This is a genomic window from Microbacterium sp. S308A+, assembly GCF_049800815.1.
Lineage (GTDB): Bacteria > Actinomycetota > Actinomycetes > Actinomycetales > Microbacteriaceae > Microbacterium.
In genome coordinates, this window is the sequence record NZ_JBNAFT010000004.1 from 69484 (window position 1) to 86254 (window position 16771).

Genomic DNA, 16771 nt, shown 5'->3' on the forward strand with positions numbered 1-16771 from the left:
GACAGAGACGAAGGAGAATGGACGCATGCTCGAAGGGATCAACCCGCTGCTCACCGGTGAGCTGCTTCTGCACCTCGACCGGATGGGGCACTCCGACGCCGTCGTCGTCGCGGATGCGCACTTCCCCGCGTGGGCCCTGGGTGACCGGGTGATCGACCTCCCCGGGACGACCACGCCGGAGGTCGTAGCCGCGATCCGCTCCGTGCTGCCGTTGGACGACGCGCCGGGCATGGACCTCATGGCCTCGGCCGACGGCGCGGTGCTCGACGTGCAGCGGGAGCTCATGGCCGCCGCCGGCACCGCAGAGCCGACGACCCGGTTCGTCGAGCGGTTCGCGTACTACGACGTGGCCAAGGGGGCCTATCTCCTGGTCCGCACCGGCGAGACGCGCAAATACGGGAACGCGTCGCTGCGCAAGGGCGTGGTCGGTCACCCCTCGGCCTGAGGCCGGTCGCGACCGGCCGTGCCCCGGCCTCCGGCATCGCCCGTGGCACACTGGTCCCCGACGGCACCAGCCCCCCCGGTGCCGCTGTTCCCCAGGAGGAACCATGACGTCTGATCCCCCGCAGCGCCATCTCGCGACGGACGAGCGGCCCCCGACACAGAGACGGCCGGGGCGAGCCAGGCGGGTCCTCTCGTTCGTCGGCGGCGGGCTGGCGGTTGTCGTCCTGGCCGCGGTGATCGTGTTGTCGCTGACGCCGTGGCCCTCGGCGATGGTCATCCGGTCCGTGTTCGAGCAGGGAGGCGCGGCGACGACCGCCGAGATGCTCCGGCATGTCCCGGACGAGCCGCTGCGCACGATGAAGGACGTGAAGTACGGCGACGATGCCGATGCCACGCTCAACCTCCACACCACGGCGCAGGAAGGGAAACGACTCCCGACAGTCGTCTGGGTTCACGGCGGCGCCTGGATATCGGGGTCTGCGGCGAACGTCGACCCGTACCTCCAGATCCTCGCCGCGGAGGGATACACGGGCATCGCCCTGAACTACACCCTGGGGCCGGAGGCGACGTACCCGACGGCCGTGATCCAGCTGAACACGGCGCTCGCGTACATCCTTGAGCACGCCGACGAGCTCGGTGTGGATCCGGAGCGGATCGTCCTGGCGGGGGACTCGGCCGGCGCGCAGCTGGCCAGCCAGCTCGCGACGCTCGTGACCAACAAGGACTACTCCGACCTCCTCGGGATCCGCCCGGCTCTCCCGCCGTCACAGCTCGTCGGCGTGATCCTCAACTGCGGCGTGTACGACCTCCGCGCCATGGCCGAGCTCAACGGCATCTTCGCCTGGGGGTTCCAGGTTTCCCTCTGGGCCTACACGGGCACCAAGGGCTGGTCGGCGGAGTACTCGGGTGCGACGATGTCGACGATCGAGTTCGTCACCGAGGATTTCCCTCCCACGTATGTCAGCGGAGGGAACGGCGACGACCTCACCTGGCTGCAGAGCATCCCGATGTCGAATCGCCTGCGCGAGCTGGGCGTCGACGTGACGACGGCGTTCTGGCCTGCGCAGCATGAGCCTGCGCTGCCCCACGAGTACCAGTTCCACCTCGACACCGACGAGGCCCAGGAGGCTCTCGCCCAGACGCTGGACTATCTCGGGCGTGTGACAGCGCGCTGAGACGGCGGCGCCGATGACCGTGTCGGCGACCGGCGGCGTCGCGGGCCCAGGGCGGCCGCCAGGCCGGGACCGGGGCCGCGTCCACGCCGTGGACCGTGATGCCCCGGCCCTATGTATGCAAAACATCTTTCTGATCCAGACATGAGTGTCATGTGGCGCGGTTTGTGTATACACTGAGGGAATGGCCATGGCGGCGGAGGGACTGCGGGCGGGCGAGCACGCCTATCGGACGCTGCTCGACGGCATCCAGTCCGGAGAGCTCGCCGCCGGCACCGTGCTCGGAGAGGTGGAGCAGGCCGCCCGGCTCGGCGTGAGCCGCACACCGCTGCGCGAGGCGCTGCGCCGGCTCGCCGCCGACGGCCTGGTGATCCAGCAGTCGCCGCGGGTGACCGTCGTGGCGCCGATCGACGCGTCCGATATCCAGGCGCTGTTCGAGGTGCGCCGCGCTCTGGAGGAGTCCGCCGCCCGCATCGCCGCCGTGCGCGGAGACGCCGCCGTCTTCGCGGCCCTCGCCCAAGAGTTCGCGAGCGGTGACGATCTCGGCACCCCTGAGGGCCGCGGGGCGTATGAGGGGCGCATCGCCCGGTTCGACGCCGCGCTCGACGCCGCGGCCGACAACGACTACCTCACCGGGGCTCTCCGCACGATCCGCACCCATCTCGTCCGTGTGCGGCGGATGGCGCGGGATCGGCCGGAACGACTCGCCGCCTCCGTCGCCGAGCACCGTCTCATCGCCGAGGCCCTGGCCGCCAGGGACGCCGATCTCGCCGCCCACGCCACGCACGTGCACCTGCACAACGCGCTCGTCAGCATCCTCTCCACCCTCGCTGCCGAGCCGTCCTCCGACGGCGGCCGCGACACCGTCATCACCTCCGCCGACCGCGACCGGAAGGACCGCCCATGACCGTCACCCACCACCTGCGCGTGCACCGCAGCGACGAGAACCTCGCTCGCGAAGGACAGCTCGCCTGGCGCATCGCCGAGATCGCCGCCGACCCGGTCGAGGTCGAGCCCGAGGTCGTGGACATGATCGTCAACCGGATCATCGATAACGCCGCGGTCGCGGCGGCGTCGCTGACCCGTGCGCCCGTCAGCGCGGCCCGGCAGCAGGCGCTCGACCACCCGGTCTCGATCGGCGGCAGGGGCGCGACCGTCTTCGGCCCTGCGCTGGACCGCCGGACGAGCCCGGAATGGGCCGCATGGGCGAACGGGGTGGCCGTGCGCGAGCTCGACTACCACGACACCTTCCTCGCGGCGGACTACTCGCACCCCGGCGACAACATCCCGCCGATCCTCGCCGCCGCCCAGCACGTCGGCGCGGACGGACGCGCGCTCGTGCGCGGCATCGCCACCGGCTACGAGATCCAGATCGACCTCGTGAAGGCGATCTGCCTGCACAAGCACAAGATCGACCACGTCGCGCACCTCGGCCCCTCGGCCGCGGCCGGGATCGGCACGCTCCTCGGCCTCGACGTCGAGACGATCTCCCAGGCGGTGGGCCAGGCGCTGCACACCACCACCGCCACACGTCAGAGCCGCAAGGGCGAGATCTCCACCTGGAAGGCCCATGCCCCCGCCTTCGCCGGCAAGATGGCGGTCGAGGCCGTCGACCGGGCGATGCGGGGCGAGACCTCGCCGAGTCCGATCTACGAGGGCGAGGACGGCGTGATCGCCTGGATGCTCGACGGTCCCGATGCCGCCTACGAGGTGCCGCTGCCGGCGCAGGGCGAGCCCAAGCGCGCGATCCTCGACTCGTACACCAAGGAGCACTCGGCCGAGTACCAGGCGCAGGCGTGGATCGACCTGGCGCGCAAGCTCCACAACGAGCGGCCCGACCTCGCCGACCCGGCGAACATCGCCTCGATCGTCCTGCACACCAGCCACCACACGCACTTCGTGATCGGATCGGGGGCGAACGACCCGCAGAAGTACGACCCGGCGGCCTCGCGCGAGACGCTGGACCACTCGATCCCGTACATCTTCGCCGTCGCGCTGCAGGACGGCGCCTGGCACCACGTCGACTCCTACGCCCCCGAGCGCGCGGGACGCGAGGACACCGTGGCACTGTGGCACAAGATCACCACGGCTGAGGACGAGGAGTGGACCCGCCGCTACCACTCCGTCGACCCGGCCGAGAAGGCCTTCGGCGGCCGAGTGGAGATCCGCCTGGCCGACGGCTCTGTGCTCGAGGACGAGATCGCCGTCGCCGACGCGCACCCGCTCGGCGCACGTCCCTTCGCCCGCGAGGACTACATCCGCAAGTTCCGCATCCTCGCCGAGCCGGTGCTGGAGCCGGCGGAGATCGAGCGGTTCCTGGATCTCGTGCAGCGCCTGCCCGAGCTCTCGACCGAGGAGGTCGCCGCGCTCTCGATCGTCGCCGCCCCCGGCGTGCTCGCGACGGCCCCCGCGCCGAAGGGCCTGTTCTGATGCTGTACTCCACCACGCCGGCCGCCGAGAAGCGGCGGCTGTTCCGCGAGCGCCTGGCGTCGGGCGAGCTGCTGCGCCTCCCTGGCGCCTTCAACCCGCTCTCGGCGCGGCTCATCGAGCAGAAGGGGTTCGAGGGCGTCTACATCTCGGGCGCCGTGCTGTCGGCCGACCTGGGCCTCCCCGACATCGGGCTGACGACGCTGACCGAGGTCGCCGGCCGCGCGCAGCAGATCGCGCGGATGACGGAGCTCCCCGCGATCGTCGACGCCGACACCGGGTTCGGCGAGCCCATGAACGTCGCCCGCACGATCCAGACGCTCGAGGACGTGGGGCTCGCGGGCACGCACATCGAGGACCAGGTCAACCCGAAGCGGTGCGGGCACCTCGACGGTAAGGCGGTCGTGGACGAGGACACCGCGGTCAAGCGGATCCGTGCGGCGGCCGACGCGCGCCGCGACCCGAACTTCCTGATCATGGCTCGGACCGATGTCCGCGGCGTGGAGGGGATGGACGCCGCGGTCGACCGGGCCAAGGCGCTCGTCGACGCCGGCGCGGACGCGATCTTCCCCGAAGCCATGCGCGACCTCGCCGAGTTCGAGCGGATGGCGCGGGAGCTCGACGTGCCGATCCTGGCCAACATGACCGAGTTCGGCAAGAGCGAGCTCTTCACCAGCGCGCAGCTGCGCGACGCGGGGGTGAGCATCGTCATCTGGCCCGTCTCGCTGCTGCGGATCGCGATGGGCGCCGCCGGGCGCGCTCTCGATACGCTGAACGAGGAAGGGCACCTCACCGGGAGGCTCGGCGAGATGCAGCATCGCGCCGACCTCTACGACCTCATCGACTACGAGGGCTACAACCGCTTCGATGCAGGCGTCTTCAACTTCACCATCACGAAGGAGTGACATGAGCGAGCCGGACATCAAGAAGGGCCTGGTCGGGGTGGTCGTCGACACGACGGCGATCTCCAAGGTCAACCCCGAGACCAACAGCCTCCTCTACCGGGGCTACCCGGTGCAGGAGCTCGCGGCGACGCAGCCCTTCGAGGCGGTGGCGTATCTGCTGTGGCACGGAGAGCTCCCCGACGCCGCGCAGCTGGCGGAGTTCGAGGCCCTGGAGAGGTCGCTGCGCCCGCTCGACTCTCGTACGGTCGCACTGCTGGAGACGATCCCGGTCGAGGCGCATCCGATGGACATCGTCCGGACGGCGGTGAGCCAGCTCGGGACGTTCGACGGCACGCTGCACCGGCCGGGCGGCTGGACCGATCGTGAGCTCGACCTCGGCCGTGCCGTGTATCTCCTGGCGCAGATCCCGACGGCGGTCGCCGCCGTGCAGCGCCGGCGCCGCGGGCTGGAGCCGATCCCGCCGCGCGACGACCTGGACTACTCCGCGAACTTCCTGTGGATGACGTTCGGCGAGCTGCCCTCGGCCGCCGCGGTCGACGTGTTCCGGATCTCGATGGTCCTGTACGCCGAGCACTCCTTCAACGCCTCTACGTTCACCGCACGGGTGATCGCGTCGACGACGGCCGACATCTATTCGGCGGTGGTCGGCGCGATCGGCGCGCTCAAGGGCCCGCTGCACGGCGGGGCGAACGAGGCCGTGATGCACGTGTTCGAGGAGATCGGCGACGCGTCGAAGGTCGTCCCGTGGCTCGATGCCGCGCTCGCCGAGAAGCGCAAGATCATGGGCTTCGGGCACCGCGTGTACAAGAACGGCGACTCGCGCGTGCCGACGATGAAGGCGGCGCTCGACGTGCTCATCGCAGACACCGGCCGCACCGACCTCGGCGCGCTGTACGACACGCTGGCGGACGAGTTCGTCGCTCGCAAGGGCATCCACCCGAACCTCGACTACCCGTCAGGGCCGGCGTATCACCTGCTCGGGTTCGACACCGAGATCTTCACCCCGCTGTTCATCGCGTCGCGGGTGACCGGCTGGACCGCGCACGTCATGGAGCAGGCCGCGTCGAACGCCCTCATCCGCCCGCTCTCGGCGTATGACGGCGTGCCGGAGAGGCACGTCGGAGCCTGATCCGAACATCCGTCCCGATCCCGGCCGACGCTCTCCCGAGACGTCCTGATCCCGGACGAGGGGGAGGAGGCCCCCGCCGACCCGATTCGGCGGGGGCCTCGCGGTTCAGACACCGCGGCGGGGCCGAGAAGGGCATCCCGCGAGCGCGGAGAGAACGCCACACCCGATCCGGTCAGAGTCCCTGTCCACGCAGGACCGTTTGTACGCGGCGGACGTGTACGGCAGGTGAACGCAGTGCAAAAGGCGTCGGCGCGTCTCTCCTTGCGTCGGCTCAGGTCGGTGACGTTGTCGGCGTCGTGAGGGGCGGTATGCGGTTCGTCGTGGACGACGAACGGGCGACCGATATTTGCTTGGAAGACCTAGTAAATAGGTGACTGTCCACGTATCATCGACACGATGCCAAAGGCGGCACGAGAGGACCGAGCACAATGATCCGTGACATCCCCCATTTCGTAGGCGGATCGCGTCGGGAAGGCGCATCCGGTCGCTTCGGCGACGTCTTCGACCCGAGCACCGGCTCGGTGCAGGCGCGCGTCCCGCTGGCCTCTGCCGACGAGGTCCGGGCCGTGATCGCGAACGCGGAGGCCGCGCAGCCCGAATGGGCCGCGACCAACCCGCAGAAGCGCGCCCGCGTGTTCATGCGCTTCCTCGAGCTCCTCCGTGACGAGCTGGACCCCCTGGCGGAGCTGCTCTCACGCGAGCACGGGAAGACCCTCGACGATGCGAAGGGCGACATCCAGCGCGGCGTCGAGGTGATCGAGTTCTGCATCGGCGCCCCGCACCTGCTCAAGGGCGAGTACTCCACCGCCGTCGGGACCGGCATCGACGTGTACTCGCTGCGCCAGCCGCTCGGGGTCGTCGCCGGGATCACCCCGTTCAACTTCCCCGCGATGATCCCGCTGTGGCAGATGGGACCGGCCATCGCCGCCGGCAACGCCTTCGTGCTCAAGCCCAGCGAGCGTGACCCCTCCGTGCCGGTGCGGATCGCCGAGCTGTTCCTCGAGGCGGGTCTCCCGGCCGGGGTCCTCAACGTCGTCCACGGCGACAAGGAGGCCGTCGACGTGCTGCTCACCGACGAGCGCATCCGGGCGATCGGCTTCGTCGGCTCCACGCCGATCGCGGAGTACATCTACGCCACCGCCTCGGCGAACGGCAAGCGCGCCCAGTGCTTCGGCGGCGCGAAGAACCACCTCGTCGTCATGCCGGATGCCGACCTCGACCAGGCCGCGGACGCCCTCATCGGCGCCGGCTACGGCTCGGCGGGCGAGCGCTGCATGGCGATCTCGGTCGCCGTCCCGGTGGGGCAGGAGACGGCGGACGCGCTCGCCGCGAAGCTCCGGGAGCGGGTCGCCGCGCTCCGGGTCGGCCCGTCGCTGGCCGAGGGCGTGGACTACGGGCCGCTCGTCACCCGCGCGGCCGTGGAGCGCGTCTCCGACTACATCCAGCAGGGAGTGGACGCCGGCGCGACGCTGCTCGCCGACGGGCGGGGCCTCACCGTGCCGGGGCACGAGGACGGCTTCTACCTCGGCCCGACCCTGTTCGACCACGTCACACCGGAGATGTCGATCTACCGCGAGGAGATCTTCGGTCCCGTCCTCGTGATCGCCAGGGCCGCCGACTACGAGGAGGCCCTGCGTCTCGCCTCCGACCACGAGTTCGGCAACGGCGTGGGCATCTTCACCCGGGACGGCGACGCGGCACGCGACTTCGTCGCGCGCGTGAACGTCGGCATGGTCGGCGTGAACGTGCCGATCCCCGTGCCGATCGCATATTACACCTTCGGCGGGTGGAAGCGCTCCGGCTTCGGCGACCTCAACCAGCACGGCGCCGACGCCTTCCGCTTCTACACCAAGACCAAGACGGTGACGAGCCGATGGCCCAGCGGGATCCGCGAGGGCGCGAGCTTCGTCATCCCCACCATGCACTGAGCCCGAGCCCAGGAGACCCCAGGGAGAGGTCATGACCATCACCACCACCACCGCCGAGGAGCGCGCCGCCATCATCGGCGCCGTCCGCGAGTTCGCGGAGACCCAGCTCGCGCCGTTCGCGGCGGAGCGCGACGAGAAGCACGAGTTCCCGCGGGAGACGTTGCGCGACGCGGGCGAACTCGGTCTCGGCGGCATCTACGTCCGCGAGGAGTCCGGCGGGACGGGGCTCTCGCGGACCGACACCGTGGCGATCTTCGAGGAGCTCGCGAAGGGCGACCCGACGGTGGCCGCGTACATCTCGATCCACAACATGGTCGCCTGGATGATCGACACCTACGGCACCGATGCCCAGCGCGACGAATGGCTGCCGCGGCTGACGTCGATGGAGGGCTTCGGCAGCTACTGCCTCACCGAGCCGGGGGCGGGGTCGGACGCCGCGGCGATCACCACGAGCGCGATCCGTGACGGCGACGAGTACGTGCTCACCGGTGTGAAGCAGTTCATCTCCGGGGCGGGCGAGGCCGCGGTGTACGTCGTCATGGCGCGCACCGGCGAGCCCGGCGCGCGCGGGATCACCGCCTTTCTCGTCCCCGCGGGGTCGGAGGGCCTCAGCTTCGGCGCCGAGGAGAAGAAGATGGGGTGGCACGCGCAGCCGACCCGGCAGGTGGTCCTCGACGAGGTCCGCGTGCCGGCGGTCAACGTGCTCGGCGACGTGGGGCGAGGTTTCACCATCGCGATGTCGGCCCTCAACGGCGGCCGGCTGAACATCGCCGCCTGCTCGCTCGGCGGCGCGCAGTGGGCGCTGGAACGCGCCGTGGCGTACGTGCATGAGCGGTTCACGTTCGGCGAGGCCCTTGCGGAGAAGCAGGCGATCGTCTTCGCTCTCGCCGACATGCGCACCGAGCTGCACGCCGCCAGGCTCCTGGTGCAGGACGGGGCGCGCGCGGTCGACGAGCACGCCTCGGACGCCGCCGAGCGGTGCGCGATGGCCAAGCGGTTCGCCACCGATGCCGGCTTCGAGGTCGCCAACAAGGCCCTTCAGCTGCACGGCGGCTACGGCTACCTTCAGGACTACGGGATCGAGAAGGTCGTGCGCGACCTCCGCGTGCACCAGATCCTCGAGGGCACCAACGAGATCATGCGCCTGATCGTCGGGCGTGAGGTCCTCAAGACGGACTGACCGTCCGGAAGGAGCGAACGATGAAGATCGCATTCCTGGGGCTGGGCCACATGGGCCTGCCCATGGCGCAGAACCTGGTCCGTGCCGGCTTCGAGGTCATCGGCTTCGATGTGGTCCCTGCGGCCGTCGAGGCGGCGACCGCGGCGGGGATCGAGGTCGCCGCCAGCGGCGCCGCCGCCGCGGCTGACGTCGACGTCGTGCTCACGATGTTCCCGAGCGGTCGTCATGTGATCGAGGCGTACCGGAGCGAGCTCCTCGCGGCGGCCCGCCCCGGCACGCTGTTCATCGACTCGTCGACCATCGCGGTGGACGAGGCCCGCACGGCTCACGACCTCGCGCTCGCCGCGGGGCACCGCAACATCGACGCCCCGGTCTCGGGCGGGGTCGTCGGCGCCGAGAACGGCACTCTCGCGTTCATGGTCGGCGGGTCCGCGGAGGACTTCGCGGCGGCCTCGCCGATCCTGGAGGCGATGGGCAAGCGGATCGTGCACTGCGGCGGGTCGGGGCTCGGTCAGGCCGCCAAGGTCTGCAACAACATGATCCTCGCGATCTCGCAGATCGCGGTCGCAGAGGCGTTCGTCCTCGGTGAGCGGCTGGGGCTGGAGCACCAGGCGCTGTACGACGTCGCGTCGAACGCCTCGGGCCAATGCTGGGCGCTCACCACGAACTGCCCGGTGCCGGGGCCCGTGCCGACGAGCCCCGCCAACCGCGACTATCAGCCGGGCTTCGCCGGGGCGCTGATGGCGAAGGACCTGGGCCTCGCTCTGCAGGCGATCGAGGGCACGGGGACCGATGCGAGGATGGGCCGCCTCGCGCAGGAGATCTACGCCGCCTTCGCGTCCGGCGACGGGGCGCGCCGCGACTTCTCCGGGATCATCACCGACATCCGCGACGCCGGCTGACGATCCGGCCAGACGTCCCACGGGCGTACGGTCTCGCCTCGCGCGAGGCGGGCGCCTCCCTGGGGCCAGGGCTGAAATACTGGAGAGAGCCGCGAGGGCGCGGCCGGAGGGAGCACCATGACCGAGTACGCCACGATCATCGTCGAGCAGCGAGGACGCGTCGGCTGGATCACCCTCAACCGGCCGCAGGCGTTGAACGCCCTCAACACGCGGGTCGCCGAGGAGGTCACCGCCGCCGCCACCGCCTTCGACGCGGACGAGGGCGTGGGGGCGATCGTCGTCACCGGCTCGGAGCGGGCCTTCGCGGCCGGCGCCGACATCAAGGAGATGGAGGACAAGACCGCCGCGGAGATCCTCGGCACCGATCACTTCGGCGCCTGGACCGCGTTCGCGGCGGTGCGGACGCCCGTGATCGCGGCCGTCTCGGGGTATGCGCTCGGCGGCGGATGCGAGCTGGCGATGATGTGCGACATCATCCTCGCCGCCGACAACGCCGCCTTCGGACAGCCCGAGATCAACCTTGGCGTGATCCCCGGCATGGGCGGATCGCAGCGTCTGATCCGCGCCGTCGGCTACTACAAGGCGGCGGAGCTGATCCTCTCCGGGCGCACGATCGGCGCCGAGGAGGCGGAGCGGATCGGCCTGGTCTCTCGTGTGGTCCCTGCCGCCGAGCTCATGACCGAGGTCTCCGCCCTCGCCGAGACGATCGCGTCGAAGTCGCTGCCCTCCCTCTACGCGGCCAAGGCGGCTCTCGACACCGCGATGGAGACCTCCCTCGCCGACGGGCTGGCGTTCGAGAAGCAGGCCTTCGCCGCGCTCTTCGACACCGCCGACCAGAAGGAGGGCATGGCCGCCTTCCGCGAGAAACGCGCACCGGGGTTCCGGCACCGATGAACCATCCCGTGACGCCCGATCCGGCACAGGTCTTCCGCGGCGGTCGGGAGGATCCGGACGCCGGGTCGTCGGACGACGCCGGGCCTCCGCTTCCTGGAGACGATGGGCTCCCGCTTCCGGAAGACGACGATCTGACCCTGTCCGAGGAGGACCGTCGCGTGCTCGTGGGCTGGACCGTCGCCTGCGCCGAGCGATTGCTGCCGCTCTTCGTCGAGGAGCGGCCGGACGACACCCGCCCGCAGGAGGCGATCGCGGCGGCCTGGGCGTTCACACGCGGCGAGCTCGGGATCAACGCTGTGCGCGAGAAGGCCTTCGCCTGCCATGCGGCGGCCAGAGAGGCGGAGGATCCGGCGGCCGTCGCCGCGGCGCGCGTGTGCGGGCAGGCGGTGGCGGTGGCGCACATGGCGGGGCACAGCCGGCAGGTCCCGCGGTACACGGCCAAGGCGTTCCCGGGCGACCGTTCCCGTCGCGACGAGGAGCTGGCGTGGCAGCGGATGAACATCCCGCCCCGCTTCGACCGCTACGTCTACGACGGCGACTGACCCCTGCGCCGTCGTCGACGGCGGTCGACGGCGCAGGCGGACGGGAAGATGCTCCGACGAAGGCTCGGCCGTCAGCCGCGGAGCTTCTCCAGGGCCGCCGCCAGACGGCGTTCCCGCGTGGCGTCCTGCTTGGCCTCGGCGATCCCTCGGGCCAGCTCCTTCCGGCGGGTGTAGGAGAGGGCGTCGAACGCCGCGCGCAGCGCCGGCTCGGCGTCGAGCGCGGCGGCCAGGACAGCGGGCACGTCGACCGTCCGCTCGGCGCTGTCGAGCGTGATCACGGCGTCGATCTCGTCGCCGAGCTCCACCCCGAAGGTCGCACGGACCGCCTTGCTGAAGCCGATGCAGTTGCGCCCGCCCATTCGCGAGATCCGCAGCCGGGCCGAGGTCTGGCCGATCCGCACGACCACCGGAGGGTTCTTGACGCTCCCCAGCGCGGCGACCTGCTCGTCGCTCAGGACGAGGGCCCCGGCCGGTCCGAAGGGCTCGAGCACGGCATGAAGGCGAAGCTCGGAGGAGGACTGTGCGGTCATGCGGGTCAGCCTACGATCCGTGCGCCCGATCTGCGAGACCGCTTCTCCGTCACGAGACCGGCGGAGCACGCGGAGGCCTCGTGACGGAGAAGCGGCCTCGGGATGAAGATGCGGTTTCGGGACGGGCGGGGTGCGCGGCCTCAGGCACGGCCGGTGGCGCGCGCCTCGATCTCGTCGTTGCGGGCCTCGATGAGCGCGACGAGATGGCGGCGCATGATCGTGGCGTCCACGATCCGGCCGAGGGAGCCGAAGGGGGAGCGGAAGGTGATCTCGTCGCGCATCAGGGTCCCGTCGGTGCAGGGCACGAACTCGTGCCGGTGGCGGAACTCGGCGAACGGGCCAGCGACCTGACGATCGGAGAAGGCGTGGGGCTCGTCCACGTCGTGGACGAGCGAGGTCATCCGGAAGCGGATGCCGAAGTGCCGGGCGCTCCAGGTGATCGTGTCGCCCTCGCCCAGCCGCCCGGAGGCCGGGCCGGCCACGACACGCTCGCCATGGCGGGCCATCGAGTCCGTGTGCAGGCCGACGTCGAGCGACAGCGCGAAGAGCCGCTCCGGAGGTGCGCCGATGGGGCGCTCCAGGACGAAGGACGGCATGCGGACGCTCCCTCGACTCAGAGCGGATCGGGTTGCGGGCGGGGGTCGGCGAAGTCTCCTGCATCCTTGCGCAGCCGCGCCACGATCGCCACGAGGTCCGCGGCGTCGGCCAGGGAGAGGCCTGGATCACGGAAGACCTCGGCGTTCAGGGCCGCCGTCGCCCGTTCTGCGAGGCCGCGGCCCTCGTCCGTCAGCGCCAGCATCGCCGCGCGGCCGTCGTGCGGATGCGGCTCGCGGACGATCAGGCCGTCGCGCACCAGCCGCTCCGCCGTGCTGGAGACGCTCGTCGCGTGCACCTGCAGCCGGGCCACGACGCTCGACAGCGGAAGCCGGCCCTCCCGGCTGAAGGCGAGGAGCCGCAGCACCTCGAAACGGGCGAAGGACAGCTCGAAGGGGCGCAGCGTCGCCTCGACCCGGCCGAGCAGCAGCTGCTGCGCGCGCATCACCGAGACGACGACCGACATGCCGTCTGCGGCATCCGTCCATCCGTGCGCCATCCACTGCCGCTTCGCCTCGGCGAGCGGATCGACCGGAAGAGGGTGTGAACGAACCACGAACTCCACGGTAGCGAGGCGATTCGACAGACGGGACCAGGCGCGCGCCATGGCAGACTGGACGCGGAGGGTATCGATGAAGATCTTCGTGCTGGTGAAGGAAGTGCCGGACACCTACGGCGACCGCAGACTCGATCTGGAGACCGGCCTCGCCGATCGCGGCGCGGGCGAAGTGGTGCTCGACGAGATCACCGAACGTGCTCTGGAGGTGGCGCTGAGCCACGCGGACGCGAACCCCGGCACCGAGGTCGTCGCCCTGTCGATGGCGCCCGAGTCGGCGACGGCCTCGGTGCGCCGTGCGCTCGCGATGGGTGCGTCCTCTGCCGTCCAGGTGGTCGACGAGGCCCTCAGAGGCGCCGACCTCGGCACGACGGCCGCCGTCCTCGCCGCCGCGATCCGTCGGGACGAGCCGGATCTCGTGCTCACAGGCAACCTCTCGACCGACGGCACCGCCGGTGTGCTGCCCGCGATGCTCGCCGAGCACCTCGGCATCGCGCAGCTGACCGCGCTCAGCGCCGTGCGGATCGCGGAGGACGCGGTCTCCGGCACCAGGGCCACGGACTTCGGTCCTCAGGAGGTCTCGGCGCCGCTCCCCGCCGTCGTCTCGATCACCGAGGCCCTTCCGGACGCACGCTTCCCGAACTTCAAGGGCATCATGGCGGCCAAGAAGAAGCCGCTGGAGGTGCTCTCGCTCGCCGACCTCGGCGTGGACGTGAGCCCTGTCGCCGCGCCGCAGACGATCATGACCCGTGTGGCCGAGAAGCCGCCGCGGGCCGCGGGGGTCAAGATCATGGACGAGGGCGACGCCGCCGCGCAGCTGGTCGACTTCCTCGTGCAGAACAGGCTGGTGTGAGATGACCGACAACACGATCCTCGTCCTCGTCGACGTCATGCCCTCCGGGGAGGCGGCTCCCAGCACCGCCGGCCTCCTGGGGGCCGCGGCCCAGCTCGGCACGCCGGTCGCTCTGGTGGCCGCTCCCGCCGGGGGCGCCCAGGCCGCTGCGGAGGCCGCTGCCGCCGCAGGGGCGACAAAGGTCCTCGTCGCCGCCGCAGACGCCGGGACCCTCACCGTGCCTGTCGTCGATGCGCTGCAGGCCGCCTTCGCGACCGTGCGCCCCGACGCCGTGCTCGTCTCGAACTCGATCGCCGGGCGCGACGTCGCCGGGCGCCTCGCGGTGCGCGAGAGGCTTGCGCTCTCGGTCGACGCCGTCGGCGTCTCCCGCGACGACGAGGGCGTCGTGGCGCATCATTCGGTCTACGGCGGCGCGTTCCTCGTCGACTCCGCTCCGACCTTCGGCCCTCCGGTGGTCACGCTCCGGCAGGGAGCCGTCGACGCTCGTGCCGAGGCGCAGGAGCTGCGCATCGAGGAGCTCGAGGCGCCTTCGTCCGGTGCTCCCGCCGCCACCGCCGGCATGATCGAGGCGATCGAGGCGGCCTCCTCCCGTCCTGAGCTGCGAGGCGCTCGGGCCGTCGTCTCCGGGGGCAGGGGCCTCGGGTCGAAGGAGGGCTTCGCGCTGGTCGAGGAGCTCGCCGACGAGCTGGGGGCGGCGATCGGGGCATCCCGTGCGGCCGTCGACGCGGGCTACATCCCCTACGCCCATCAGGTGGGCCAGACCGGGGTGTCGGTCTCGCCGCAGCTGTATGTCGCTCTCGGCATATCCGGTGCGATCCAGCATCGGGCGGGCATGCAGACGTCCAAGACGATCATCGCGATCAACAAGGACGGCGACGCGCCGATCTTCGACGTCGCCGACTTCGGCATCGTCGGCGACCTGTTCACGGTGGTGCCGCAGGTGGTCGAGGCGTTGCGGGCGCGGAAGAAGTAGCGGCCGATGGCTGAGCGGATGCTGCGGTGGGGGCTTCCCCGCGTCGCCGGTGGCGAGGGATGGCCGCCGGCCGGGATCTCGGCCGATGTTGCCGAGGCGGACGCCGTCGCGGCTGCCGTCACCGCTTCCGTCCCGGCCGCGACCGATGCCGTGAGCGTGGTCGCCGCGTCGACGGGTTCGCCCGCACCCTCGGCGCCGAGGGAGGAGACGGCTGCGACCGCTGCGCAGACGGGTCCGTCCGCATCGGCGGCCCGAGCGGTGGAGGCGCCCGTCGCCGTGCGGCGCGGCCTCCCGCGTATCGCCGGGGGTGAGCCCTGGCCGTCGGTCAGCATGGCCTCGGCCGCAGCCCCCGCCGGAACAGCTGGCGCCGCGACCGGTGTCAGCGTCGACGTCACGTCGGCGGGTTCCCCTCCGGTGCCGGCCGGCTCTGCCCCGGCCGCGACCGGTGCCGCGCCTTCCGCGGCCGTCGCGGACGACGCGCCGGCCGTCGCGGTCCTGGCGGCGTCGGTGGCTGGCGAGCACGGGCCCGCTCTGCGCCGGGGTCTTCCCCGTATGAGCGGCGGAGAGCCCTGGCCGCCCGCGGGCACGCACGCCGCAAGCGCTCCTTCCGCCGACGCCGCTGCTCCTGCGGCCGCAGGCGGTCTGGACGCCGGTTCAGCCGACTCGGCCCCGGTCGCCGCGAACTCGGCCCCTTCGGCTCCCGCCGTCTCCGTCGGGACGACCGTGTCGGGCGTCCCTCTCTCCGTCCCTCTCCCGTTCACCCGCACGGTCTGGCCCGGCGCCGCGCCGCGCCGGACCGCCGCGCCGCCCGCCAGCCCTGGGGTGACGGACGCGCGGCCGCGCCGCCGCCCGACCTGGACACAGGCGTTCGCGGCCCTGTTCGCCGCGGCAGGTCTCGGGATCGTCGCGGGCGCGGCGATCGCCTTCGTCCGGGCGTTCCTCACGCTGCCCTTCATGCAGGACTTCCTCGCCATGTTCCCGGGGGAGTACCACTCCCCGGCGAACCCGGCTCCCGGCTTCCCGGCCTGGATCGGCTGGCAGCACTTCTTCAACGTCTTCCTGATGGTCCTGATCATCCGCTCCGGGCTCCGTGTGCGCAGCGAGAAGCGGCCGACCGTGTTCTGGACGCCGCGGGGCAACCCGAAGGGCAAGATCAGCCTGACGCTCTGGTTCCACCAGGCGCTGGACATCCTGTGGCTCGTGAACGGCGTCGTGTTCGTCGTCCTGCTGTTCGTGAGCGGGCACTGGGCGCGGATCGTGCCGACCAGCTGGGAGGTCTTCCCCAACGCGCTGTCGGCGGCATTGCAGTACGTCTCGTTCGACTGGCCGACCGAGAACGGCTGGGTCAACTACAACAGCCTCCAGCAGCTCGCCTACTTCACGACGGTGTTCCTCGCCGCGCCTCTTGCTGCCGTGACCGGATTCCGGATGTCCGGGATGTGGCCGAAGAAGGCCGAACGGCTCTCGAAGGCCTACCCGGTCGAGTGGGCGCGCGCGGTGCACTTCCCCGTGATGCTCTACTTCGTGGGATTCATCGTCGTGCACGTGGCCCTGGTGATGCTGACCGGGTTCCTCCGCAACCTCAACCACATGTACGCCGCGCAGGATGCGGTCACATGGACGGGGTTCTGGGTCTTCGTCGCCTCACTCGTCGTGATCGCCGCCGCGTGGATCGCGGCCCGCCCGCTCGTCCTCGCCCCGATCGCCAAGGTCTTCGGCAACGTCAGCGGGCGCTGACCCGC

17 protein-coding genes are annotated in these 16771 nt (G+C 71.2%); 14 read left to right on the plus strand and 3 right to left on the minus strand.

Features of this window, described 5'->3' with window-relative positions; genetic code table 11:
- Positions 1-25 precede the first annotated feature (25 nt).
- The 11 genes from ACP15J_RS11590 to ACP15J_RS11640 all read left to right on the plus strand — a co-directional run bounded on the left by ACP15J_RS11590 (position 26) and on the right by ACP15J_RS11640 (position 11523).
- Positions 26-445 (plus strand): RbsD/FucU family protein, encoded by a 420-nt coding sequence (locus ACP15J_RS11590; protein WP_424937152.1) that lies wholly within the window; start codon positions 26-28, stop codon positions 443-445.
- A 103-nt stretch (positions 446-548) separates the two neighbouring features.
- Positions 549-1619 carry an alpha/beta hydrolase gene (locus ACP15J_RS11595; RefSeq protein ID WP_424937153.1) on the plus strand — a complete coding sequence of 357 codons (1071 nt, stop codon included), beginning with the start codon at positions 549-551 and terminating at the stop codon, positions 1617-1619.
- A 181-nt stretch (positions 1620-1800) separates the two neighbouring features.
- Positions 1801-2523, plus strand: a complete 723-nt coding sequence (locus ACP15J_RS11600; protein WP_424937154.1) for a GntR family transcriptional regulator — start codon at positions 1801-1803, stop codon at positions 2521-2523.
- Complete coding sequence (locus ACP15J_RS11605) at positions 2520-4046, plus strand: MmgE/PrpD family protein (protein WP_424937155.1); 1527 nt, start codon at positions 2520-2522, stop codon at positions 4044-4046. Before ACP15J_RS11600 ends, ACP15J_RS11605 begins: the two co-directional genes overlap by 4 nt.
- Positions 4046-4948 carry a methylisocitrate lyase gene (gene prpB / locus ACP15J_RS11610; protein ID WP_424937156.1) on the plus strand — a complete coding sequence of 301 codons (903 nt, stop codon included), beginning with the start codon at positions 4046-4048 and terminating at the stop codon, positions 4946-4948. The genes ACP15J_RS11605 and prpB overlap by 1 nt, the downstream gene beginning before the upstream one ends.
- Before the next feature lies 1 nt (position 4949).
- Positions 4950-6077: a bifunctional 2-methylcitrate synthase/citrate synthase gene (locus tag ACP15J_RS11615; RefSeq protein ID WP_424937157.1), complete on the plus strand. Its 1128-nt coding sequence runs from the start codon at positions 4950-4952 to the stop codon at positions 6075-6077.
- Between the two features lie 428 nt (positions 6078-6505).
- Positions 6506-8005: a CoA-acylating methylmalonate-semialdehyde dehydrogenase gene (locus ACP15J_RS11620; RefSeq protein ID WP_424937158.1), complete on the plus strand. Its 1500-nt coding sequence runs from the start codon at positions 6506-6508 to the stop codon at positions 8003-8005.
- Positions 8006-8036: 31 nt separating this feature from the next.
- Positions 8037-9185 (plus strand): acyl-CoA dehydrogenase family protein, encoded by a 1149-nt coding sequence (locus ACP15J_RS11625; protein ID WP_424937159.1) that lies wholly within the window; start codon positions 8037-8039, stop codon positions 9183-9185.
- Positions 9186-9205: 20 nt separating this feature from the next.
- On the plus strand, positions 9206-10087 hold the full coding sequence (gene mmsB / locus ACP15J_RS11630; RefSeq protein WP_424937160.1) for a 3-hydroxyisobutyrate dehydrogenase: 882 nt from the start codon (positions 9206-9208) through the stop codon (positions 10085-10087).
- Between the two features lie 117 nt (positions 10088-10204).
- Entirely contained in the window at positions 10205-10981 is a 777-nt protein-coding gene (locus ACP15J_RS11635; RefSeq protein WP_424937161.1) for an enoyl-CoA hydratase-related protein, read from the plus strand.
- Between the two features lie 8 nt (positions 10982-10989).
- Positions 10990-11523, plus strand: a complete 534-nt coding sequence (locus ACP15J_RS11640) for a putative immunity protein (protein ID WP_424937162.1) — start codon at positions 10990-10992, stop codon at positions 11521-11523.
- Positions 11524-11594: 71 nt separating this feature from the next.
- Here the strand turns inward: ACP15J_RS11640 and ACP15J_RS11645 are convergent, their stop codons facing one another.
- From ACP15J_RS11645 to ACP15J_RS11655, 3 genes are all read right to left on the minus strand, one after another.
- Positions 11595-12053, minus strand: coding sequence for a YdeI/OmpD-associated family protein (locus ACP15J_RS11645; RefSeq protein WP_424937163.1), 459 nt, complete (start codon positions 12051-12053; stop codon positions 11595-11597).
- Between the two features lie 140 nt (positions 12054-12193).
- Entirely contained in the window at positions 12194-12649 is a 456-nt protein-coding gene (locus ACP15J_RS11650; RefSeq protein WP_424937164.1) for an SRPBCC family protein, read from the minus strand.
- 17 nt (positions 12650-12666) lie between these two features.
- Complete coding sequence (locus ACP15J_RS11655) at positions 12667-13203, minus strand: MarR family winged helix-turn-helix transcriptional regulator (protein WP_424937165.1); 537 nt, start codon at positions 13201-13203, stop codon at positions 12667-12669.
- 76 nt (positions 13204-13279) lie between these two features.
- Here ACP15J_RS11655 and ACP15J_RS11660 point away from each other — a divergent pair, with 76 nt between their 5' ends.
- Genes ACP15J_RS11660 through ACP15J_RS11670 form a run of 3 tightly spaced genes read left to right on the plus strand, consistent with a single transcriptional unit; the run spans position 13280 to position 16766 of the window.
- Positions 13280-14056: an electron transfer flavoprotein subunit beta/FixA family protein gene (locus ACP15J_RS11660; RefSeq protein WP_424937166.1), complete on the plus strand. Its 777-nt coding sequence runs from the start codon at positions 13280-13282 to the stop codon at positions 14054-14056.
- 1 nt (position 14057) lies between these two features.
- A complete protein-coding gene (locus ACP15J_RS11665) occupies positions 14058-15029 on the plus strand; it encodes an electron transfer flavoprotein subunit alpha/FixB family protein (RefSeq protein ID WP_424937167.1) in 972 nt (323 codons plus the stop codon).
- A 6-nt stretch (positions 15030-15035) separates the two neighbouring features.
- Positions 15036-16766: a cytochrome b/b6 domain-containing protein gene (locus ACP15J_RS11670; protein ID WP_424937168.1), complete on the plus strand. Its 1731-nt coding sequence runs from the start codon at positions 15036-15038 to the stop codon at positions 16764-16766.
- Positions 16767-16771: the final 5 nt, after the last annotated feature.